This is a genomic window from Microcosmobacter mediterraneus (assembly GCF_031846265.1).
GTDB lineage: Bacteria > Bacteroidota > Bacteroidia > Flavobacteriales > Flavobacteriaceae > Microcosmobacter > Microcosmobacter mediterraneus.
This window is the reverse complement of sequence record NZ_JAVRIA010000001.1, coordinates 467,085-491,087: the sequence shown is the minus strand read 5'-3', so window position 1 is coordinate 491,087 and position 24,003 is coordinate 467,085. Positions and strand designations below refer to the sequence as shown.

The following is a 24,003-nucleotide window of genomic DNA, read 5'->3' as shown; positions in this document are numbered from 1 at the left end:
TCGTTTAAACACTTAGTTTTATCGTTTAAATACCTACTTATGTTATTAAATCATTATTTAGATCATACTTCATTAAAAGCAACGACTACAGAACGCGACATCATTACACTCTGCCAAGAGGCGATGCAACATAGATTTTATGCTGTTTGTGTAAATAGTTGTTTTATTCCCTTAGCGAAACAAATTCTTAAATCAAGCCATGTTAAAATTTGCACAGTTGTTGGTTTTCCTCTCGGTAATTCTTCAACAAATGCAAAGGTATTTGAAGCCAAAGATGCTGTTGCTAATGGCGCTAATGAAATTGATATGGTACTCAATATCGGTTTATTAAAAAGTAGAAACTATATGGCTGTTCTTAAAGATATTGCCGAAGTTAAAACTGCAATTGGAAGGATTCCGCTTAAAGTGATTATTGAAATAAGTGAACTTTCTAAAAATGAAATTGTAAAAGCTTGTGAAATTTGTATTGATGGAAAAGCCGACTTTGTTAAAACCTCAACTGGTTTCAGCTCTAGTGGTGCTACTCTAACAGCTGTTAAAATAATGAAGAAAACTGTTAAGGATCGTCTTAAAATAAAGGCATCTGGTGGAATAAGAGACTACGAAACTGCATTAAAGTATATTGAAGCTGGTGTGGATAGGATAGGGACTTCTAGTGGAATTGAAATTATTTCTAAAGCACCTAAGTTAGCAAGTTAATATTTTTTAACAGTTATTTATATTAAAAACTAAATATCTAGTCTATTTTTGGATAACAACCAATCACTTAGGCTAATGAAATCTTTTCTGACTTTAACTTTCATCTTATTTACTTTCTTTTCGTTTGGTCAAGAAAAATCAGATCAGGAGCAAATAGAAGCTACACTTAACAATTATATAGATGCTTTTTACAAAGGCGATACTCTTAAGTTAAAAGCAGCAATAAAACCTAGACTTAATAAGTTTGGGTACTGGAAAAATAAAGAGTCTGGTAATTACGATTATTACGATCATATGAGTTATGACAAAGCTCTAGCTTTTGTAACAAAAATGAAAACAGAAGGTAAAACAAGAGATGAAAATAAAATTAGGAATGTTAAAGTACTAGACATTGGAAATCATATTGCATCTGCTAAAGTCACAGCTAATTGGGGAATTGACTATGTGCTTCTTTCTAAAGATAATGGTAAATGGATGATTGAACAAGTGATTTGGGAAGGACCTTATCAAAAAGAGGTTGAAGAACAAACAACAACATATTATTTTATTAGACATGCGGAAAAAGACAGAAGCGACAAAACCAACAGAAATCCTCACTTAACCAAAGAAGGCTTAGAACGTGCAGAGCATTGGGCTAAGATTTTCTCTAATGTAAAGTTTGATCTAGTGTACTCTACAGATTACAACAGAACAAAAGAAACTGCCTTACCTACCGCAAAACAAAACAATGTTGAGATATCACTTTATGATCCTAGAAAATTAGACGGAAAAGCTTTTATGGAAACCAATAAAGGAAAAACGGTTTTAGTGGTTGGTCACAGCAATACAACACCAATGTTTGCCAATGCTGTACTTGGTGAAAAAAAATACAAGCTAATAAATGATTCTAGTAATGGTAATGTATATATAATAAAAGTATTAGGAGATTCAATAACCAGTGAACTACTAGTTATTAATTAGATCTACACTAATATTTTCTAACTCAATTTTAGACAACAATATCAAACTATCAGTTTCAAAGAGTTGATCTAAATTAGAAAGTACTATAGTATTATCTTTTGGTTTGTAATTATTGTAATCCACAAAGCGCAAACCATTAGTAGTGCGCTCATTATAGGATTCTCTAAACCGTAAGCCTTTTCCATCATCTTCATTATAAGAATAGGCTAAATAATCAACCTTAAACGTATTTTTATTAATCCAGTAAATAAATACATCTTCGAAGTCTTCTCCTCCTCCATCTTCGTTAAATGTTACATTAATTTTATAGTATGGTTGGCCTTTTACTGTAACTCCCCGTAATAATTTTTTATTAACTGCACCATCATTTAATCCATAAGGTAAAACTGAAAAATAGTGTACTGAGTTTACTGAAGCTGTATACTTCACCTTAGTTGAATCTGGAAGTTTAATAAAATCCGCATTAATAAAGCGCTCAAAACCTTCATTAGATAGTATGTCAAAAACCGAGTCTTCATCAATTTTAAAAGCTCTTGTTAATATAAAATTGCCTTTACTACGCTTAGCCAAGTAATGCTTATCTCTAAAATCAAATTCTATTTTAGAATTCCCAAACTTCTCACCTCCAGAAATCGCAATAGATTTATTTACTATGTCATCTGCTGATAAACTTTTAGATTTAGGCTTTTCATTACAAGCAAATAAGACTAAACTAAAAATAACAACTAAATATCTCATATTACAGCTTTCGTATTAAAGTCGTAAAGCTAAGTCTTTGATTACATTTTTAACCTTTTTACTTATTACTTATTACTTTTACAATTACCTTTGACCACTGTGCAAAAAAACGTAAACATACTCAACAAAAAGGCCAAATTTCAGTATGAAATTCTGGATAAGTATACTGCAGGTATTGTTTTAACTGGTACAGAAATAAAATCTATTAGGTATAGTAAAGCCTCTATTGCAGAAAGCTTTTGTGAGTTTAATGAGCGTGGCGAACTCTTTGTGATTAACATGACCATAGAAGAATACTTATATGGCACGTATTTTAATCATAAGCCTAAAGCTGAGCGTAAGTTATTATTAAACAGGAAAGAACTCAAAAAACTAGAACGCGATGTTAACACCAAAGGTCTAACGGTTATTCCGTTACGTTTATATATTAATGAAAATGGCTTTGCAAAACTTGAAATAGCATTAGCCAAAGGAAAGAAAATTTTTGATAAACGAGAGACCATTAAAGACAGAGACAACAAACGTAACCTCGACCGTATTAAGAAAAATTTTAAATAATTTAAGATTGCTATAACTCTTTATAGTGTCAAATATATCTATGTTTGGTGCTTTAACATTTATTACTCTATTCCAGGCAACCTTTTTACTAAATTATACGTCTATAGTAATAGAACACCAATCGACAACTATGTATAAAGCTCAACGCTACTTCGCTATAACATTATTTTTTTTAGTAAGTTTTCAAACTTTTGCGCAAATAACTGGGATAGTTAGTAATACCAAAAACGAACCCTTATCCTTTGTGAACATTTTTATTGAAAACACCTATATAGGTACCACTAGTAATGAGGATGGTGTTTACGAGCTTAACGTCACAAAAACAGGATCTTATACAGTTGTATTTCAGTATTTAGGTTTTAAAACCGTTAAGAAGCAAGTAGATATTCAATCATTTCCTTATCAGTTAAATGCTGCTCTTATAGAGGAAGATATATCGCTTGATGAGGTGGTTATCAATGCCGAAGAAAATCCAGCTAATATTATAATACGAAAAGCAATAGCTAAGCGTAAAGAAAACCAGAGTAAAATTCAGAGTTATAAATCTAACTTTTATTCTCGTGGTTTAATACGTATTAAAGATGCTCCAGAAAAAATACTTGGAGAAGAGATTGGAGATTTAGGTGGTGGATTAGATTCTACTAGAAGTGGTGTTATCTATTTATCAGAAACGGTTTCTAAATTAGAATTTCTAAGACCAGACAAGCTAAAAGAAAAAATACTAGCATCTAAAGTTAGTGGTAATGACAACGGATTTAGCTTTAATAATGCTATAGATGTAGATTACGATTTATACAGTAATACTGTTGAAATCGGAAATCAGATTATCACACCAATTGCTAATAATGCCTTTGGTTATTATCGCTTTAAACTAGAAGGTGTATTCTATGATGTTAGAGGAAATCTTATTAATAAAATAAAAGCAACACCCAGACGAGAAAACGACCCTGTTTTTGAAGGTTACATCTACATCGTTGAAGATCAGTGGACAATTTATGCTGCAGAATTAGACATCACAGGTATACAAGCACGTATTCCTGCTGTAGATAAAATCAGAATTACGCAAAATTTCTCCTATTCAGAAAGTGATAATATTTGGGCTAAAATTTCTCAAAATATTGATTTCAAATATGGCATATTTGGAATAAAAGGTGATGGCAGATTTACAGCAGTGTATAGCAATTATGAATTTAATCCAGGATTAACACGAAATAATTTCACAAGAGAAATTGTATCCTTTGAGAATGAAGCTAATAAAAAGGATTCGACGTTTTGGAATACGATAAGACCAGTACCTTTAACCACAGAAGAAATAACTGATTATATAAAAAAGGATAGTATTCAAATCGTCAGAGATTCTAAAGAATATAAAGATTCTGTAGATACAGTAAGAAACAAATTTAAACTAGGCAATATTATAGGAGGTTACAATTATAGTAACTCTTACGAAAACTGGAGTGCAGGAATCACGTCTCCTATAGAAGCTATTAGTTTTAACACAGTTCAAGGTTGGAATGCAAATGTTGGTGCTTACTACACTAAAGGATTTGATGAAAATTATGAACGTTACTTCTCCATAAGAGGAAATATTAATTATGGCTTTAGTGATGATCGTTTACGAGGTAGTATTTCTGCAACCTATAAGTTTAATAATAAAAGTAGACCATTTTTAACACTTTCGGGTGGTGTTGTAACGCAACAATTTAATACGAGTAATCCAATATCAAAAAGTTTAAATACAGGATTCTCTTTGTTTTCTGAACAAAATTTCATGAAGATTTTTGAAAACAGTTTCATTCAAGCGTCTTATTCTAATGAATTGTTCAACGGATTTAGAGTTAATGCTAGTATAGGATATCAAAGACGACAAGCCTTATTTAACACTACAGACCAAGCTTGGTATCCTCAAGATAACAGGGATTATACAAGTAATAATCCACTAAACGAAAACGCATTTGGTGTAGCACCTTTTGATACGCATAGCATTATGAAATTAAATGTTTTAGCACGTATTAATTTTGCTCAAAATTATCTAAGCTATCCTAATGGGAAATTCAATATTCAAAATTCTAAATATCCTACTGTTATTTTAGGTTACGAAAAAGGATTTTCATCTTCTATTTCTGACTATGATTTTGATCAGATTAAGATTAGAATACGACAAGGACTTAATCTAGCAGATAAAGGACGTTTTCAGTATAATATAAGAGCTGGTAAATTCTTTAATGCAGATGATATAGCTTTTGTAGATTATCAACATTTTAATGGTAATCAAACTCAAATTGGTTCAGGATCGTATTTAGATGTATTTAATAACCTGCCATACTATACTGCAAGTACTAATGATTCGTATTTAGAAATGCATGCTGAGCATGACTTTAATGGTTTTATTTTAGGTAGAATTCCACTACTTAAAAAACTCAATTTTAATCTTGTAGTTGGTGCACACGCCTTAGCAACACCTGGCAATAATCCTTACCAAGAATACACTATTGGTTTAGACAATATAGGTTGGGGAAAGTTTAGGTTTTTACGAATAGATTACGTTCGTTCTTATCAAAGCGGCTTTCAAAGTGATGCTATTTTGTTTGGGTTGAAATTGTTTTAAGTATCTTTAGAGGATTAATCATATTTTATGAAATTCAGCATATCTCTAATTGCTCTACTCTTATGTCTTAGCAATACTTTAGCTCAGCAAACAACAGATTATTCAAAATATGTAAAAACCTTAGACTCTACCATTGAAACTTTATATAGTGTGATCTCAGGAGAAAAAGGAGAAGAACGTAATTGGGACTTGTTTAAATACCTATTTAAACCAAATGCAAAACTAATTCCTTCAGGAAGAGACAAAGACAATATACATGTTGTACGCTACATGTCGCCTCAAGATTATATAGAATCTTCGGGTAAATGGCTCATTGAAAATGGATTCTACGAAAAAGAACTTCATAGAACAGTTCAAACTTTTGGTAATATTACTCAAGTATTCAGTTCTTACGAATCTTTCAAAAGTAAAAACGACACTAAACCCTTTATGCGTGGCATTAATAGCATTCAATTACTAAATGATGGTCAACGTTGGTGGATTGTAAATATCTATTGGCAACAAGAATCTAAAGACAATCCAATACCCAAAGCATATTTACCAGATTGATCTCTAATAAATTTTTTCTTATCAAAAACTATAACTTTACAATATTCAAATTCACATAAAATATCAAATCATGATTAAAGTTTATAAGCAATCCTTATTACTATTCTTTTCTTTTTTAATTGGTATTACTGCATTAGCACAAGAAAATGCAAAACCTGTTTTTAAAGATGGTGAAGCTCAAATTGTAGGTGCTTTTAGTAATCCTGATAAATGGATACGACATGATTTATGGGTAGAAACAGAATTTAATACAGATGGTGATGACAAACCAGATCGTATGCATGTTTCTGTAACTAGGCCAGCACAGACAGACTCAGAAGGTCTAAAATTGCCTATAATTTATGTCACTAGCCCTTATTTTGCTGGTGTAGCTGGTGATGTCGATGGTCTGTTTTGGGATGTTAAACATGAATTAGGCGAAGCCTCTAAAACAGAACGTATGCATCCTGAAGTCACACGACGTGGACAGCGACCTATCATTTCAAATTCACATATTGGAAAATGGGTGCCTCGTGGTTATATCGTTGTGCATTCGTCTTCACCTGGAACTGGCTTATCTCAAGGTGCTCCAACTGTTGGTGGCGACAATGAGTCATTAGCACCAAAAGCAGTTGTCGATTGGCTATGCGGAAGAGCAAATGGCTATACTTCACCAGATGGAAATGAAAAAGTAGAAGCCTTTTGGTCTACAGGAAAAGTTGGTATGACTGGAACTTCATACAATGGCACATTACCTTTAGCTGCTGCTACAACAGGAGTTAAAGGCTTGGAAGCTATTATTCCTATTGCACCAAACACATCCTACTATCATTATTATAGATCTAACGGATTGGTACGTTCTCCTGGTGGCTATTTAGGAGAAGATATAGATGTATTATACGACTTCATCAATAGTGGTGGCGAAGAATTAATACCTAATAAAGAATACATTAAGGACAGTAAGTCCTCTAAGAAATTCATCCGAAAAAGAGATTACGCTAATAAAACGGTTCGTGATACAGAAATGGCAAATGGTATGGATAGAGCATCTGGTGATTATAATGAGTTTTGGGCAAGTAGAGATTACTTAAACGATATGAAACCCATGAAAGCTGCCTTACTAATGTCTCATGGTTTTAATGATTGGAATGTGATGCCAGAGCATAGCTATAGAATTTATAAAAAAGCTAAGGAAATGGGATTGCCAACACAAATTTACTATCATCAGTTTGGACATGGAGGTCCACCACCAATAACTATGATGAATCGTTGGTTTACGCGTTATTTACATGGTGTAGAAAATGGTGTAGAACAAGATGCTAGAGCTTGGATCGTTAGAGAATTTGATGACATGGCAAAACCTACAGCTTATAAGGATTATCCAAATCCTGATGCGAAAGATGTTACCCTACAATTAGGTGCTGGAGGCAATACAAAAGGAACTCTGTCCTCCAAAAAAACAAATGGTAAAGAGACGCTTGTAGACGATTACTCATTCTCAGGTAAAGACTTAGCTACTGCCGAAACTTCTAAAAATCGTTTGTTATATACAACACCTATACTTACTGAAGATTTGCATATTTCAGGCGTTCCAAAAGTGAGTATTACCTTATCTAGTAGTAAGCCTGCAGCCAATCTTTCAGTTTGGTTAGTATCCTTACCTTGGAATGCAGGCAATACAAAAAAAACTAGAATTACTGAGAACATAATAACAAGAGGTTGGGCAGATCCTCAAAATTATAAATCGCTTACTGAAAGTGAACCTTTGGAACCTGGGAAATTTTACACGGTTACTTTCGATTTACAACCAGACGATCAAATTATTAAAAAAGGTCAGCAAATTGGGCTAATGATTTTTTCAAGCGATAGTAATTTTACCTTATTACCTGAGGCTGGCACAGAACTTACTATTAAATTAGAAGACACAAGCTTAACATTACCAATCTTAGGTGGAAAAGCAAGCTATAGTAAAGCTACAAATAACTAGTTAATATTCTGTAATTATTAATATTAAAGGGTTAGAAATTCCAATAGGAATTCCCTAAATTTGTGCTTCAATTTTAGAATTTAAACGTTTATACAATGAGTAAATACGATATTATTGTTTTAGGAAGTGGACCAGGTGGTTATGTCACAGCGATTAGAGCCTCACAATTAGGCTTTAAAACAGCTATAGTTGAAAAGGAAAGTCTTGGTGGAGTTTGTTTAAATTGGGGCTGTATTCCAACAAAAGCACTTCTTAAATCTGCTCAAGTTTTTGAATACTTAAAGCATGCAGAAGATTATGGTTTAAAAGTTAAGAATGCTGAGCATGATTTCGATGCTGTTGTAAAACGTAGTCGAGGTGTTGCTGATGGAATGAGTAAAGGTGTTCAGTTTTTAATGAAGAAAAATAAAATAGACGTTATTGAAGGTTTTGGTAAACTTAAACCTGGAAAAAAAGTAGATGTTGACGGAAAAGAATATAGCGCTGACCATATTATTGTTGCTACAGGAGCTCGTTCTAGAGAGATACCTAGCTTACCACAAGATGGAAAAAATGTCATAGGTTATAGAGAGGCTATGACATTAGATAAGCAGCCAAAGAAAATGATTGTTGTAGGTTCTGGTGCCATTGGTGTTGAGTTTGCGTATTTCTATAATTCTATGGGAACTGAAGTTACTATAGTAGAATATATGCCAAATATTGTTCCTGTAGAAGATGAAGATGTCTCTAAACAATTAGAGCGTAGCTTTAAAAAATCTGGAATTAACATCATGACCTCTGCAGAAGTAACAAGTGTTGATACCAAAGGAAAAGGTGTAAAAGCAACAGTAAAAACAAAAAAAGGAGAAGAAATCTTAGAAGCAGATCTAGTACTCTCAGCCGTTGGTATTAAATCTAATATCGAAAATATTGGTTTAGAAGATGTTGGTATTGCTGTAGATAGAGATAAAATTTTAGTAAATGATTACTATCAGACTAACATTCCCGGTTATTATGCTATTGGTGATGTTACTCCAGGCCAAGCATTAGCTCACGTTGCTTCTGCTGAAGGTATTTTGTGTGTAGAGAAAATTGCTGGTCAGCATGTTGAGGCTTTAGACTACGGAAATATTCCTGGTTGTACCTATTGCCATCCAGAAGTCGCTAGCGTTGGTTTAACAGAGAAAAAAGCCAAAGAGGAAGGCTATGACATCAAAGTTGGAAAGTTTCCATTTTCAGCTTCTGGTAAGGCCAGTGCTTCAGGTGCTAAAGATGGTTTTGTAAAAGTCATTTACGATGCTAAATATGGCGAATGGTTAGGCTGTCACATGATTGGAGCTGGTGTAACTGATATGATTGCCGAAGCTGTATTAGGACGAAAACTAGAAACTACAGGTCATGAAGTTTTAAAAGCTGTGCATCCTCATCCAACAATGAGCGAAGCGGTTATGGAAGCTACTGCAGATGCTTATGATGAAGTTATTCATCTTTAAAAAATAAATAAATTATAACTAAAGAAGCGATTCAGTAATGGATCGCTTTTTTTTATTAGAAGCGATATCCAAGACCAATAAATAAGACTTTAGGTGAAAACTCTTCAAAGCCTAATGTATACTTTAAATTAATATCTAAATCATCATTAAGATGCCATGCCGTATTGATATCACCTCTGATCTTAAATTTATTTACAAATAAATCGAAAAAGTAATTCATACTTGGCCCAACAGCTAGGCTTATTGCTTTTGCTACATCGTACTTTACATAAATAGGAGCATTTAAAAACTCAAAATCACCAAGTCCAATATAGAGTAATTCTGGTTGTATATGAAATCCTTCATCTATTTTAAAATCTACAAAAACGCCTCCATAGGCTTCAGTTAAAACTCTTTGATCAAATCCAAAATTTGCTCCATCAAATTGATTAAAAAATGTAAGGCTTACACCACCTTTTATACCAAATCTTGTATTAGACTCTGATTGAGAGAAAATCAACTGACTAAAAAAAACTACACTAATAATTAATTTAGATACTTTCATAATATTACAGCTATTTCATAAAACTCTCTATAGCTAACTCATAACTTTGCAAACCAAATCCTAAGATTACACCTTTAGCATTAGGCGAAATATATGAATGGTGTCTAAATTCCTCTCTAGAAAACGTATTAGAAATATGAACCTCAACAACAGGTGTTTTAATAGCTTTTACAGCATCTCCAATACCAACTGAAGTATGAGTATACGCCGCAGCATTAAGAATTATGCCATCATAAGAAAACCCAACGCTTTGTAATTTATCTATAAGCTCTCCTTCTATATTACTTTGAAAATACTCAATTTTAATCTCAGAATACTTTTGCTTTATCTCTTGTAAAAATTCTGTAAAACTTAAACTACCATAAATATTAGGCTCACGCTTACCTAATAGATTGAGATTTGGACCATTGATGATAATTAATGTCTTCATATAGTAAAGATATTACTTTTTAGAGCATAAAAAAAGAGACTTAATTGTCTCTTTTTTTATTTTGTATTAAATGCGTTAGATTTAGAATCTGTATCCTACACCAACGTTTAATGTATTAACAGAACCAATTCCTTCAACGTGTTCGTTTAATTGGAAACCATAACGTGCTTGAGCAAAAATATTCTCAGTAAAAGAATATGCTACACCAAGAGCTAATTGTAAATTTAATGATGAAAAGTCATCTCCAAAAGCCATGTCTAATGCATCAGGAACATCACCACTAGCAAAACCAATCTGCGGACCAGCTAAAATGCTAAATTCTTCAGATACATGGTACTTAGCCATAGCATTAACGTTAAATAAATTGTAAGTCACATCTTCACTAGATGAATTTGTGTAAACTAATTCTGGTTGTACACTAAAACTATCTGAAATTCCAATATCAGCAAAAGCACCTACATTGAAACCAGAACCAGATTCTCCATCGATAGAGACATTAGAATAACCAGCGGTTAAACCAAAGCCAGTTTGTGCATCAACTGAAGCAAAAGCAAATACAGCTAAAGCTGCAAAAAATAATTTTTTCATAATTCTTTAAGTTTTAAAATTGATAAGCAAACTAAACACTTTTTTTTGACATATTAAAAAATAAAAAGCTACTTATTAACAATTTAATAAACATAAAAATTTAATTAATTGATTTTCAGAATTTTAATTTTATCGTTATTAACAATTACTGTAAAAAATACGACATATTACTTAGATAATAACTTAATTTTACTCTTATAAGCTGATTATTAAATGACTTGGAAGCAGATTTTAACTGATTTTAAGCACTACTTAAAATTAGAACGTGGTTTATTAAAGAATTCTATAGATAGTTATACTCATGATGTAGAGCGATTAATAGGATTTCTTAATCTGCACCATAACGAAAGCTCTCCTGTAACCATAGATTCTGAAACCATACAATCGTTTATCTATGATGCATCAAAATCTCTTAATCCAAGATCACAATCGCGTTTAATTTCTGGATTACGAAGCTTTTTTAATTATCTAGTTTTTGAAAATTATAGAAAAACCAACCCTTTAGAACACATTGAATCACCAAAAATTGGACGAAAACTTCCAGATACATTAAATATTAATGATATAGATTCTATTATTAATGCAGTAGATTTATCAAAACCTCAAGGCGAGCGTAATAGAGCTATTTTAGAAACTTTATACAGTTGTGGTCTACGTGTAAGCGAGCTTATTAATCTAAAAATCTCTGACCTCTTTTTTAATGAAGGTTTTATTAAAGTTACTGGTAAAGGTGATAAGCAGCGTTTTGTGCCAATTGGAGCATCTACTCAGAAGTATATTGATATTTACAGAAATAGTATTAGAAATCATCAAACTATTACTGAAGAACATAGGGATATTTTATTTTTAAATAGGCGAGGTAAGCAATTGACCAGAGCTATGATATTTACCATAATAAAACAGCTCGTAGAAAAAATTGGTTTAAAAAAGAATGTGTCTCCACATACATTTAGGCATTCTTTCGCAACACACTTATTAGAAAATGGCGCAGACTTAAGAGCTATACAAATGATGCTTGGCCATGAGAGTATAACTACCACTGAAATATATGTTCATTTAGATAAGTCGCATCTAAAAGATATCTTAGAAACATTTCATCCTAGACGATGATAATAGATATTAGAGCAAAATTAAGCTTAAGCTCAAAAAGACCATAAATACTCTAATCTTTAATGTTTTTTTTAACTATTTAGCAATATTTACAGCTCTGGTTTCTCTAATAACAGTAACCTTAACTTGTCCTGGATAGGTCATATCTGTTTGGATTTTCTGAGATATCTCAAAAGACAGTTTTGAAGCAACATCATCAGAGACTTTTTCACTCTCAACAATAACTCTTAGTTCTCTACCAGCTTGTATGGCATAGGCCTTTTTAACACCTGTAAATCCGAAAGCAACTGCTTCGAGATCTTTTAAACGTTGTATGTAAGAATCTAAAACTTGTCGTCGAGCTCCTGGTCGAGCTCCTGAAATAGCATCACAAACTTGTATAATTGGTGATAATAGCGTTGTCATTTCAATTTCATCATGGTGAGCTCCAATAGCATTACAAACTTCTGATTTTTCACCATGTTTTTCGGCCCATTTCATACCTAGAATAGCATGAGGAGTCTCTACATCAGTTTCAGAAGATGGTACTTTACCAATATCGTGTAAAAGTCCTGCTCGCTTGGCTAATTTTGGGTTTAATCCTAACTCTGCTGCCATAACACCACATAGTTTAGCAACTTCTCTAGAGTGTTGCAATAAGTTTTGTCCGTAAGACGAACGATACTTCATTCTACCAACGAGTTTAATTAATTCTGGATGTAAACCATGAATTCCTAAATCGATGACAGTGCGTTTACCGACTTCTATAATTTCTTGGTTAATCTGTTTCTCAGTTTTACGAACAACCTCTTCTATTCGTGCTGGATGAATTCTACCATCTGTTACCAATTTATGAAGTGATAGTCTAGCAATTTCTCTTCTTACAGAATCAAAGCATGATAAGATAATTGCTTCTGGTGTATCATCTACAATAATTTCTACTCCTGTGGCTGCTTCTATGGCTCTAATATTACGTCCTTCTCTACCAATGATTCTACCTTTTACGTCGTCTGATTCAATATTAAATACAGAAACACAGTTATCGATAGCTTCTTCGGTACCAATACGTTGTATGGTATTAATTATAATCTTTTTTGCTTCTTGTTGTGCAGTTAGCTTAGCCTCTTCTACTTTATCTTGTACAAAAGACATGGCGTCAGTCTTAGCTTCTTCTTTGAGTGACTCTACAAGTTGCTCTTTAGCATCTTCAGCAGATAAACCTGAGATAACCTCTAATTGTTTGATTTGGCTTTTGTGTGCTTTATCTAATTCTTCTTTTTTCTTGTCAACAAATTCTAAGCGGAAATCGTAATCTTTAATTTTATCTTCTAGGCTTTGCGTAGCCTTTTTAGCTCTAGAAAGCTCATTACTTATTTGCGATTCTTTATCTCGAGTACGTTTTTCAGCTTCGGCCATTTTTTTATCACGAGATAAAATAACTTTCTCATGTTCTGCTTTAAGTTCAATAAACTTTTCTTTGGCCTTTAATTCTTTTTCTTTCCTGAGACTCTCGCCTTCAATCTTTGCCTCTTTTAATATAGTTTTAGCTTCGCTTTGCGCATTTTTAATGATTTTTGATGCATTGCTTTTTTCTAATGACTTAGCAATGATATAACCAATAATAACACCAACAACTGCTCCACCTACGATCATTAATATTGTGTTTGTATCCATATTTTTAGTTTAGTGTATAAAAAAAGCCTACATCAGTTTTGGATTCTGTATAAACTCCTTAAAAACAAGTTTAGGGCTAACAAACTGGTCGAAGATCCATTCTAAGATGGCTTGTTCTTACAGCTTAAACTCACCCTTTTTAAAGAATTAACGTTGAGTTTATCAAAAAATAATAACTAATGTAGGCAGTAACCTTTTATTTTAAAGAACGTTACGATACTAGATGTGATTTTAGTAAATCGTTTAAAGCAGCTAATCTGTCTTCAACCTCTTCACTAACATGTATAGTATCTATATTTTTTTGTTCTGTTTGAGATGCAAATTGTAAAGCACACATGGCTAAAACATCTTGTTTATCTCTTACAGAGTAATTTTGCTCAAATTGACTAATCATGGCTTCAATCTTCTTAGCTGCTTTTCGTAAACCTTCCTCTTGGCTTGGAGCTATCGTTAATGGATATACTCTATTGGCTATAGAAAGTTTTATTTTAAGCTGCTCTGCCATAACATGTTTTAGATTATTCTGACAATTGCGCTATACAATGGTCAATTTCTCTTATTAATGTATTTATTTTGAGCTTAGTATCTCGTTTATTATCATCACTGCCTAGCATTGCATTGGCTACTTTGAGTGATTCATATTTATCTATCCAAGTACTTAACTCTTCTTGATGTCTTATGACTTCTTGCTGATATTTTACTAATTCTTCAGATAATTTTGCATTAGTTTGCCTCAAAACCTCTTGTTTGTGCAGAACTTTGCTGATTTTATTCTCTAAGGAATCAACAATATCTTCAATTTTACTCATTTGCAAATAACAATACTTACCTCACAAAGTTAACATTCCAAGTTAGAAATTAAAACTGTTTCACAATATTTTTTCGTTTTAACACGTATTACTATGTACAATAGCAAAACATAATAATTAATGACTCAATATTTGTTGGGTTCAAACAAATTAATATTTTAGCTAGTCAATACCCTTTACTTGTATATGAGATCATTGATCTTTTTTTTATTATTAACTGGTTTATGTTCCGCTCAAGTTGAATATCCCAAAGATTATTTTAGAGAACCATTAGATATACCATTAGTATTATCTGGAACTTTTGCCGAGTTACGTTCTAATCATTTTCACTCAGGATTAGATATTAAAACACAACAACGTACAGGATTAAATGTTTATGCAACAGCAGATGGCTATGTGAGTAGAATTAAGATATCGCATTATGGTTATGGTAAAGCTATATACATTACACATCCTAATGGTTATGTAACTGTTTATGCACATTTAAAAAAGTTTGATGATGCTATTGAACGCTACATTAAAGAATGCCAATACCAAAAAGAATCCTATGAAGTAGAGGTGTTTCCTGATCCTTCTGAACTGCCTGTAAGTAAAGGTGAAATTATTGCATTTTCAGGAAACTCTGGTGGTTCTGGAGGTCCTCATCTTCATTTTGAGATAAGAGATAATGCTGAACGACCAATAAACCCAATGTTGTTTGGTATAGATATTAAGGACACCAAAGCCCCTTTTATTTCTGCGGTTTATGCCTATCCTAAAACAGATGCCTCACATGTTAACGATTCTTACTCAAGAAAAGAACTTAGATTAATTCCTAATAAAAATGGAGATTATTCTGTAGAGCCTATAAAAGCTTTTGGTGAAATAGGTTTTGGTATTGTTAGTTACGATCAGCAAGATATGGCACCTAATAAAAACGGATTGAGTAACATACAGAGTTTTTTTAATGGCAATAAAAACTTTGAACTAGATTTTAAACGCTTCAGCTTTAGTGAAACCAAGCATATAAATCGTTTAATTGACTATGAGGTATATAAAAGTAAGCGATCTAGAATACAAAAGTTATTTGTACAGAACGGAAATTCATTGAGTTTATACAAAGATATTAATGCAGATGGTTATTTGAAAATTGAAGACAGCACCTCATCTGTTTACAAGGTAAGATTAAGAGATTTTAAAGGCAATGAAAGTTGGCTTACTATTCCTATTCTAGGTAAATACAAAGCACCAAAACCCATACAAACAGAACTGTCTAGTCAGTATTTTATTCATGCAGACCAAGTTGCTAGTTTAAAAGATCAGGACGTTTCGGTTTATATTCCAAATGGTACATTTTATGATGATTTTCATATAGATTTTAGTGTTAGAAGCGATACCTTAACACTACATAGAGATGAAATTCCTCTGCAGAAAAGCCTCACAATAACTTACGATATTAGCAGTTATGAAGGAGAGGATAAAAGCAAACTTTACATTGCCAGATTGTTTGGCTACAAAAGAACTCCAAGTTATGTTTACACCACTAAAAAAGGAGATCTTATTTCTGCCAGAACAAAACTATTAGGCACCTTTACATTAGAGGCTGATTTAGAAAAACCTATAATTAAACCCATTAACTTTCAGAATAGAAAATGGGTAAGTAAGTTAACTAAACTAAAAGTTAAGATTGAAGATGAAGACTCAGGAATAAGTAATTATAGAGCTACTATAAATGGTAAATGGATTTTAATGGAATATGACTATAAAACAGATCTATTAGTTTATGATTTTGAAGACAATGTAATACAAGATTCAGAAAATAATTTAAAGATTATCGTTACAGATAATGTCGGAAATAGTTCTACATTTGAAGCAACCTTTTATAAAAAATAAAACCTAACACACTTGAAAGCACTACTTTTTCGCTTACTCATTATATTAATACCAATACTTGGTTTTACACAAACCGCAACCATAACAGGTGTTATTTTAGATGCTAACCAAGAGCCACTTTCAGATGTTAGTATTAAAGCAGGATCATTAGGAACCACAACCAATAATAATGGCTTTTTTAGTTTAAAAATACCAAGTGATCAAGATTTAACCATAGAATTTACCCATTTATCGCACAAACGTATTGTTATTACTGTAAACTTAAAAAATGGTCAAGTTTATGAGTTTAATCCTTTAATGAATGAGAATGTAGAACAGATTGTACCTGTAGTAGTAATTGGAAACTCTAGAAAATCAGTTGAAGGTGTTACTACAATTTCTCCAGAACTCATTAGAACCATAAAAGGCGCACAACCTGGAGTTGAAAATATATTAAAGACTTTACCAGGAGTTAACATTTCAAATGAATTAAGTACCCAATATTCCGTACGTGGTGGAAATTTTGATGAAAACCTAGTATACGTCAATGAAATAGAAGTTTACAGACCCTTTTTGGTACGTTCAGGAAATCAAGAAGGATTAAGTTTTGTAAATTCTGATATGGTTCAAAACGTTGATTTTTCTGCTGGTGGTTGGCAAGCTAAATATGGAGATCGATTATCTTCAGTATTAGATATTACCTACAGAAAGCCTGTTAGCTTTGGAATTAGAACAGATTTAAGTTTACTTGGAGGTAGCGTAGCTGTAGAGACTATGTCTAAGGATTCTAAATTCTCTGGAATTACAGGTCTTCGATATAGAAATAATAGTTTAATTTTAAATAATTTAGAAACAGAAGGTAATGTTATACCAGAATTTGGAGATATTCAAACCTACTTAACCTATAATTTCTCGGATAAATTTCAATTAAATTTTCTAGGTAATCTATCATTAAATCGATACGAATTTCAGCCAACAAATAGGCAAACCAACTTCGGTACCTTGCAAGACCCAGTTGCGCTATTGGTATTCTATGATGGTCAAGAAAAAACACGTTACCAAACCACTTTTGGCGCCTTTAAAGCTAATTACTTTGTCAATGAAAATCTTACACTAAAACTCATGGCTTCTGCGTATCATACCACTGAAGAAGAGTATTTTGATATTTTAGCACAATACCGATTAGGTGAAGTTAATACCAATATTGGAGATGAAAATTTAGGTGAAGTTGAATTTAGTGAAGGTATTGGCTCACAACTTACGCATGCACGTAATGATTTAGATGCCTTAATTACAACTGTTCAGCACAGAGGTGATTATAAAATTGAAGATGATATTGATAATGAGGCAACTATTGAATGGTCCATAAAATATAATAGAGAAGATATAAGAGACCGTTTGGTTGAGTGGGAAGTGATTGACTCTGCAGGATTTTCTATTAGACCTCCTAATTTTCAATTTCCAAACGAGCAACCTTACGCACCTTTTGAAGGGCCTTTAACGGCTTTTCAGAATGTTAGAGCTACCAATAGTGTTACTATAAATCGTATACAAGCATTTGCACAATGGAGCAAGCGAGGTTTGCTTGGTAACCATGAAGTGTTTTATAACCTTGGTGCCAGAATGCATAGTTGGAGTGTTGATAGTGAAGTACCTAATCAATTAGGTGAAACCTCGTCAAACCAAGTAGTGTTTAGTCCTCGTGGTCAGTTTGCCATTAAACCAGATTGGGAAAAAGATATGCTTTTTAGAGCTTCCGCAGGCTTGTATTATCAGCCACCTTTTTACAGAGAGTTACGAGATTCCTCTGGTATAGTTCAACCTAACGTAAAAGCGCAGCGATCCATACATGTTGTTCTTGGGAATGAGTATAGTTTTAAAATATGGGACAGACCTTTTAAACTCATTTCTGAAGCCTATTACAAAAACATGTCTGATGTTAATCCATATACTTTAGAAAATGTCAGGATTCGTTACAGAGCGCGTAATAATGCCAAAGCCTATGCTTATGGAATAGATTTGCGACTAAATGGTGAATTTGTTCCTGGTACCGAATCTTGGTTTAGTTTTGGATATCTTAAAACCGAAGAAAACATAGATGGTCGTGGTTATATAGCGAGACCAACAGACCAGCGTCTTAAGTTTGGTATATTATTTCAGGATTACGTACCAAATATTCCTGATTTAAAAATGTACTTAAACCTGGTATATAACACAGGAGTTCCTGGTGGTTCTCCTAGTTATGCAGATCCTTATGATTTTCAGGTGCGTTTGCGCGATTACAGACGTGCAGATTTAGGTATTTCTTATGTATTGGTTGATCGTGAGAAAAAGAAACGAAACGAATATACTTCACGATGGAAACAACCTTTTAAAGAATTATCTTTAGGTATAGAAATCTACAATATGTTTAATAATCAAAATTCTATTACCAACACTTGGGTTAGAGATGTGTATACCAAAAGACAATTTGCTATTCCTAACTTTTTATCGCCACGTATTTTTAATATAAGATTGTCAGCTCGGTTTTAAATGAAACATCTTGCTACATCTTTTATATTGTTTTTTAGCTTGCTAGCTTTTTGTCAAAACAAAGAGAAGCCTATTTATTACATTGATGTTGATGGTGCCATAATCACAAAAAAAATATTTATTGAAAAAAAAAGAAAACCAATTGATAATGGTGGTTACTTAAATATTTATCTCGAAAATGACACTTGTTTTGTTAGTAAACTAATACCAAGAAAAAATTATGGTATACTTAAAGAAAATGAACATTTAAACCTATTAAACCAAATTAAAGATAACAGTAAAAAAATTATAAGCTATTATACTTTAATTCTTTATCATCCAGGGAAAGACCAATGTAATGGTGGTAGAACGTTTAATGTCCATAAAATTCCAAGAAATATTTTTAGTACTAAATATGTAAAACATTTAAGGAGAAAAGAAAACTACTCAGTGTTTTGGATTCATCAAAAAGATAGTGAGCTTAATTTTACTAAAAAAGGTATTATAAAATGGCAATCAGATAAAGACCAATATGTAGAAAATATGTTTTTTAAATACCACTACTCTTGCAATAGTTTTGTCATCATCAATAATAAAACTAGAGAATATATCTCAGTATTTGGAGAATCTGGAGCGCCAACTGTATTAGATGTAGTAGATGAAATGAAAAAATCTGATAAATGAAATCTTTTATCTTTTTAATTTTTATTGTATTCTCTTCAATATCTTATTGTCAAGACAAAGAAAAACCAATTTATTATCAAGATATTGATGAGAGTATTATTTCTTTAGAGGAATTTGAGAGAAAAAGTAGTTACAACGGTATTCGTAACATAAATCTTTATTTCGAAAATGATACGGCTTATTTCTACAAAAAATTTCCAAGTAAAAGATTGGGTAGGCTTAGCCCAGAACAATTAAAGTTTTTGTACCATTCTATTGATGAAATAAACACTTTCAAAATAAACAGAAATAATATAATAATAATTCAATATTATCCAGGATATGAGAATAAATATCCTGGAAATAGGCTGTCTAAATGGAATAGGTATCATAAAGATTACATCCGTAAACTTAAAAAAACTAATAAGTTTGAATTCTTATGGGTTTATGGCAATAGTGAAGGGATTGAAACTCATCATACAGATAGATTTAAATGGTTATTTGATAAAAATAAAAATATCCAAAAACTATTTTTTCCATTTTACATTAGATACGGAAGCTTTGCTATAGTTAATCAAAACGGAGAATTTATTTGCGTATACGGTGAATATGGTAAGCAAACAATCCTAGAAGCTTGTAAAGAAATAGGTTACAAAATATATTAGCTAGTTTTTCCGCAACCATCCCAAAATTTCAGAATCATCTAAATACCATTTATTGTCTTTAAATTCTAAATCAATAGTATCTCTTGAATGCTTACCTACATTCTGTTGCACTATCTCAATGGTATCTTCACTAACTTTTGAGATTATAGCTACATGACCAAATTTATTAAAAATATTACCATCAAAAATTAATAGATCATTCACCTTAGGTTTTGTTTTACTTCTATTAGAAAACTGCATCAGATTCCTATCAGAATTAATAGATCCATCACTTAAATTAGCGTTGTAAAAGTCTTTAGCATGTCCGTAAGAATTAGACATCTTGTGATTTAGGTGTTCAAAATAATATCGCTTAACAAATTCTACACATTGCCATTTTAAACCTAAATTATAGCCATCTTTTGTGAGATGTCGACCAGAGGTATTTGAAATTGACTTATTGTAAATTACATAAACACCATTAAAAACATCTAAAGTGTCACCTATTTTAGACACTTTAAATGGTACAGGGTTTTCTTTGCTTTTAGAATTTGAAAGCACTTTTCGATTTGGAGATGAATACTTTTTAGACGTATTATCCTTACAAGACAAGACTAAAAAAAGTAAACCAAAATAAATAGCTAAACCCTTCACACTAATGATTTAAGTACATCAACAACGTAATCTACTTCTGTTTTAGTGTTATAAATGCTAAACGAGAATCTTACTGAAGGTTTTTGTAATTCGGCATGGCTTAAAATAGCAGACAGAACATGTGATTGTTGTGTACTTCCGCTTTGGCAAGCACTACCTTTAGAACAAGCAATTCCTTTTAAATCTAATTGAAATTGAAGCATTGCGGCCTTTTCTGGTTTTAATGGTAAACGAACACTGAGCAAGGTATATGTGCTTTTATCTATATGACCTGATGCTCCATTAAATGTTACATTAGGTATGTTAGCGTTAAGCTGCTCAATGAAATAGCGTTTCAGTGTTTTTATATGAGCTTTTTCGTCTTCAAGATTTTTATACGCTATTGAGAGTGCTTCATCCAAAGCTGCAATATTATGAACAGCCTCAGTTCCTGCTCGCAAACCACGCTCCTGATCTCCTCCAATAATTAAAGGTCTTAATCCTGAATTTTTACGAATAAAAGCAAAACCTACACCTTTAGGACCATGAAATTTATGAGCGCTAGCAGCTAAAAAATCAATAGGTAATTCAGCAAGATCTAACTTATAATGTCCAATGGATTGCACAGTATCACTATGAAATAATCCATTAGCTGACTTAACTGTCTTAGCTACTTGCTCAATATCTAAAATATTACCTATTTCATTGTTAATATGCATTAAGCTAACTAGAGGCTTTTTAGATGTAATTAGTAAGCTTTTTAAATGACTTATATTAACATGACCTTGCTCATCTACTTCAACAAATTTTAGATCTATACTAAACTCTTTTGCAAGATGCTCAACAGTATGTAATACAGCATGATGCTCTATTTTAGAAGTAATTATAACATCCACTCCTAAATCTCTAACAGCGCTTCGTAATACTAAGTTATCAGCTTCAGTACCACCAGAAGTGAAACAAATTTCAGAAGCTTCTACATTGAAATGAGCAGCAATATTTTTTCTGCATTGCTCAATGATTGATTTTGAGGATCGTCCAAAACTATGTGTTGAGGAAGGGTTGCCAAAATTAGACCTCAATACTTCAGCCATTTTATCAATAACCTCTGTTCTTAAAGGTGTTGTTGCAGCATTATCTAAATATACCTGTTGCATAGGTACAAAGATGCAATATTTTCAGAATAAAATCATAAATTCAAAAGAGTCATAAAATTTAAGGTATTAGAACACGTTTTAAAACTACAATTCTTATATTTTTGTGATCTATAGATATACTATGACAAGAAAATTTATTACACTATTATGCACCTTTTTACTAATTTGCTCTTGTGATGATGGTGATATTATTACAGCTCAATTAGAGTTTGGTGATGATTTTGATTATTGCGAGGATGATGGTTTAATTTTTTATAAAACCATTGATGATCCTTCAGAATCATTATCCTTGTACATCAATGATATTACCATAGAGGATTTAAGAGCTTTTGATACTATTTTAGAAGATGTTACAGAAACCATAAGTATAGATAAAAGCATAAACAGCACTAACGTATTTAATTACAGACGCTACAGTGACATTTCTATAAATGGTGCTGAATTGTTTTGCTCTCCTATTCCACCTTCTGTAACTATAACACTTGATGAAGAAGATACCGAAGGTACTGCAAATTTTGAAGTGATTGTGTTTGAAGATGATAATGATGGTATTCCTTGGGAAGATGAGGACGAAAATTTAGATAATGATAATAATCCTGCCACAAATCCTACAGATACTGATAGTGATGGATTACCAAACTACTTAGATGAAGATGATGATGGTGATAATGTATACACCATTGATGAAAATTTTGAAGATGATAGTGATGATAACCCTTTTACAAATCCTTTAGATACAGATTCTGATGGCATACCAAATTATTTAGATAATGATGATGATGGAGATGGTGTACCTACAAGAGATGAGGAGCGTATTAGCCAAGATAATAATCCGCTAAATGACATTACAAATGATGAGGTTGGAGCAGATTATTTGAATAGTGCTATAACAGAATCCTTCCCTGCTACAGCATATAGAAGTCACTTTATATCTAGAACATTTACAACTACCATAACGCTTGGAAATGTTGCTTTTGGAGATTTTGAAAATATAGATTTTAGTGTCTTTGGAATTAAGGTAGAAAATGGTTCTCCAATTGAAAGAACAACTATTTTTAATTAAGGTTTAACATTCTGAAAAATATATACTTCAGTGGCTCCATAGCCATAGTTTTTATAATCTGCATCATAGAATTTAAGGTTGTTATATCTTCGAAGCATGGTTTCTAATTCCATTTTAAGTACACCTTCACCAACGCCATGAATAAACACCAATTTTTGAATATGCTTTTGTATTGCAAACTCGAGTTGACGCTTTGCTGTATTAAGCTGTAGATTTAGCATATCGTGATTTGTCATATTTTTAACAGAATCCACTAACTTATGAATATGAAGATCTACTGTTAAAATTGGCTTGGCACGATCCTTTGGTTTTAGTTTTTTGGATTGTTGTTTTACACTAGATTCCTTTTCTTCAATAATACTATTTAAGGACGTATCTTTAAATAATGAAGTTTCTAACGAAACTTCATTATTTACTCTTACCAACTCATGCGTTTCAAAATTAAATTCAAAATCATCTGTAGATAAAATGGTAATGGTTTGTCCAATAATATTAACGACATTACCAGTTATATCATCATCTAATACAGACACTGTATCACCAACTTTAAAGTTCATCGTCTTGATCTTCGGTTACCGTAGTATCTTGGTTATCATTTTTACTTGGAATATTTCTAGAGATTCTATATAAACCAAGCATTAAAAGTACTATACCTCCAATGAGTATATATAGATTTTGATCAGCATCAGCCTGAGCATATATTGCAACTGCTCCACCAAAAAGAATACAGAGTAAACTTAAAATTCTTGAATAATTCATAATATTAACTATGTCTTATATATTTTGGAATACAATAA

Annotated in this window: 24 protein-coding genes and 1 other RNA gene; 13 read left to right on the top strand and 12 right to left on the bottom strand. The window is 32.1% G+C overall.

Annotation, left to right across the window (positions count from 1 at the left end):
• Positions 1-39: 39 nt before the first annotated feature.
• Entirely contained in the window at positions 40-699 is a 660-nt protein-coding gene (gene deoC / locus RM697_RS02280) for a deoxyribose-phosphate aldolase (RefSeq protein WP_311426224.1), read from the top strand.
• A gap of 75 nt (positions 700-774) precedes the next feature.
• Positions 775-1,659, top strand: coding sequence for a histidine phosphatase family protein (locus RM697_RS02275; protein ID WP_311426223.1), 885 nt, complete (start codon positions 775-777; stop codon positions 1,657-1,659).
• On the opposite strand, the gene RM697_RS02270 is transcribed toward RM697_RS02275, so the two are convergent.
• Positions 1,645-2,397 carry a DUF6503 family protein gene (locus RM697_RS02270; protein ID WP_311426222.1) on the bottom strand — a complete coding sequence of 251 codons (753 nt, stop codon included), beginning with the start codon at positions 2,395-2,397 and terminating at the stop codon, positions 1,645-1,647. The two genes, RM697_RS02275 and RM697_RS02270, sit on opposite strands and share 15 nt — an antisense overlap.
• Positions 2,398-2,496: 99 nt before the next feature.
• Between RM697_RS02270 and smpB the strand changes: the two genes are divergently transcribed.
• The 5 genes from smpB to lpdA all read left to right on the top strand — a co-directional run bounded on the left by smpB (position 2,497) and on the right by lpdA (position 9,550).
• The gene (gene smpB / locus RM697_RS02265) at positions 2,497-2,955 is read left to right on the top strand and encodes an SsrA-binding protein SmpB (protein ID WP_311426221.1); all 459 of its coding nucleotides are present in this window, start codon (positions 2,497-2,499) and stop codon (positions 2,953-2,955) included.
• Positions 2,956-2,980: 25 nt separating this feature from the next.
• Complete coding sequence (locus RM697_RS02260; protein ID WP_311426220.1) at positions 2,981-5,563, top strand: DUF5686 and carboxypeptidase regulatory-like domain-containing protein; 2,583 nt, start codon at positions 2,981-2,983, stop codon at positions 5,561-5,563.
• 27 nt (positions 5,564-5,590) lie between these two features.
• Positions 5,591-6,112 (top strand): hypothetical protein, encoded by a 522-nt coding sequence (locus tag RM697_RS02255; RefSeq protein ID WP_311426219.1) that lies wholly within the window; start codon positions 5,591-5,593, stop codon positions 6,110-6,112.
• A 70-nt stretch (positions 6,113-6,182) separates the two neighbouring features.
• Entirely contained in the window at positions 6,183-8,078 is a 1,896-nt protein-coding gene (locus tag RM697_RS02250; protein ID WP_311426218.1) for a Xaa-Pro dipeptidyl-peptidase, read from the top strand.
• A 95-nt stretch (positions 8,079-8,173) separates the two neighbouring features.
• Positions 8,174-9,550, top strand: a complete 1,377-nt coding sequence (gene lpdA / locus RM697_RS02245; protein ID WP_311426217.1) for a dihydrolipoyl dehydrogenase — start codon at positions 8,174-8,176, stop codon at positions 9,548-9,550.
• 55 nt (positions 9,551-9,605) lie between these two features.
• Here lpdA and RM697_RS02240 read toward each other — a convergent pair whose 3' ends face one another.
• From RM697_RS02240 to RM697_RS02230, 3 genes are all read right to left on the bottom strand, one after another.
• Complete coding sequence (locus RM697_RS02240) at positions 9,606-10,094, bottom strand: hypothetical protein (protein ID WP_311426216.1); 489 nt, start codon at positions 10,092-10,094, stop codon at positions 9,606-9,608.
• Between the two features lie 10 nt (positions 10,095-10,104).
• Positions 10,105-10,524, bottom strand: coding sequence for a type II 3-dehydroquinate dehydratase (aroQ, locus tag RM697_RS02235; protein WP_311426215.1), 420 nt, complete (start codon positions 10,522-10,524; stop codon positions 10,105-10,107).
• 81 nt (positions 10,525-10,605) lie between these two features.
• Positions 10,606-11,112, bottom strand: coding sequence for a porin family protein (locus RM697_RS02230; RefSeq protein WP_311426214.1), 507 nt, complete (start codon positions 11,110-11,112; stop codon positions 10,606-10,608).
• Positions 11,113-11,325: 213 nt separating this feature from the next.
• Between RM697_RS02230 and xerD the strand changes: the two genes are divergently transcribed.
• Positions 11,326-12,222: a site-specific tyrosine recombinase XerD gene (gene xerD / locus RM697_RS02225; protein WP_311426213.1), complete on the top strand. Its 897-nt coding sequence runs from the start codon at positions 11,326-11,328 to the stop codon at positions 12,220-12,222.
• Between the two features lie 75 nt (positions 12,223-12,297).
• Here xerD and rny read toward each other — a convergent pair whose 3' ends face one another.
• The 4 genes from rny to RM697_RS02205 form a co-directional block, all read right to left on the bottom strand.
• Entirely contained in the window at positions 12,298-13,875 is a 1,578-nt protein-coding gene (gene rny, locus RM697_RS02220; RefSeq protein ID WP_311426212.1) for a ribonuclease Y, read from the bottom strand.
• Between the two features lie 51 nt (positions 13,876-13,926).
• Positions 13,927-14,034, bottom strand: a non-coding RNA gene (gene ssrS, locus RM697_RS02215) — 6S RNA.
• 52 nt (positions 14,035-14,086) lie between these two features.
• Positions 14,087-14,380, bottom strand: coding sequence for a cell division protein ZapA (locus tag RM697_RS02210; protein ID WP_311426211.1), 294 nt, complete (start codon positions 14,378-14,380; stop codon positions 14,087-14,089).
• Positions 14,381-14,393: 13 nt separating this feature from the next.
• On the bottom strand, positions 14,394-14,684 hold the full coding sequence (locus RM697_RS02205) for a hypothetical protein (protein ID WP_311426210.1): 291 nt from the start codon (positions 14,682-14,684) through the stop codon (positions 14,394-14,396).
• Between the two features lie 186 nt (positions 14,685-14,870).
• Here RM697_RS02205 and RM697_RS02200 point away from each other — a divergent pair, with 186 nt between their 5' ends.
• The 4 genes from RM697_RS02200 to RM697_RS02185 are packed head-to-tail and all read left to right on the top strand — an operon-like array spanning position 14,871 to position 20,374.
• On the top strand, positions 14,871-16,556 hold the full coding sequence (locus tag RM697_RS02200; protein ID WP_311426209.1) for a M23 family metallopeptidase: 1,686 nt from the start codon (positions 14,871-14,873) through the stop codon (positions 16,554-16,556).
• 12 nt (positions 16,557-16,568) lie between these two features.
• On the top strand, positions 16,569-19,067 hold the full coding sequence (locus RM697_RS02195) for a TonB-dependent receptor (RefSeq protein ID WP_311426208.1): 2,499 nt from the start codon (positions 16,569-16,571) through the stop codon (positions 19,065-19,067).
• Positions 19,068-19,730, top strand: coding sequence for a hypothetical protein (locus RM697_RS02190; protein ID WP_311426207.1), 663 nt, complete (start codon positions 19,068-19,070; stop codon positions 19,728-19,730).
• The gene (locus RM697_RS02185) at positions 19,727-20,374 is read left to right on the top strand and encodes a hypothetical protein (protein ID WP_311426206.1); all 648 of its coding nucleotides are present in this window, start codon (positions 19,727-19,729) and stop codon (positions 20,372-20,374) included. The genes RM697_RS02190 and RM697_RS02185 overlap by 4 nt, the downstream gene beginning before the upstream one ends.
• On the opposite strand, the gene RM697_RS02180 is transcribed toward RM697_RS02185, so the two are convergent.
• The gene (locus RM697_RS02180) at positions 20,375-21,007 is read right to left on the bottom strand and encodes a CHAP domain-containing protein (protein WP_311426205.1); all 633 of its coding nucleotides are present in this window, start codon (positions 21,005-21,007) and stop codon (positions 20,375-20,377) included. It abuts the gene before it with no gap.
• Complete coding sequence (locus RM697_RS02175; protein ID WP_311426204.1) at positions 21,004-22,143, bottom strand: cysteine desulfurase family protein; 1,140 nt, start codon at positions 22,141-22,143, stop codon at positions 21,004-21,006. The genes RM697_RS02180 and RM697_RS02175 overlap by 4 nt, the downstream gene beginning before the upstream one ends.
• Positions 22,144-22,264: 121 nt before the next feature.
• Between RM697_RS02175 and RM697_RS02170 the strand changes: the two genes are divergently transcribed.
• Positions 22,265-23,206 (top strand): hypothetical protein, encoded by a 942-nt coding sequence (locus RM697_RS02170; protein ID WP_311426203.1) that lies wholly within the window; start codon positions 22,265-22,267, stop codon positions 23,204-23,206.
• On the opposite strand, the gene RM697_RS02165 is transcribed toward RM697_RS02170, so the two are convergent.
• Both RM697_RS02165 and RM697_RS02160 read right to left on the bottom strand, forming a co-directional pair.
• Positions 23,203-23,763, bottom strand: a complete 561-nt coding sequence (locus RM697_RS02165; protein ID WP_311426202.1) for a DUF8465 domain-containing protein — start codon at positions 23,761-23,763, stop codon at positions 23,203-23,205. The genes RM697_RS02170 and RM697_RS02165 overlap by 4 nt on opposite strands.
• Complete coding sequence (locus RM697_RS02160) at positions 23,753-23,965, bottom strand: hypothetical protein (protein ID WP_311426201.1); 213 nt, start codon at positions 23,963-23,965, stop codon at positions 23,753-23,755. Before RM697_RS02160 ends, RM697_RS02165 begins: the two co-directional genes overlap by 11 nt.
• Between the last annotated feature and the right edge of the window lie 38 nt (positions 23,966-24,003).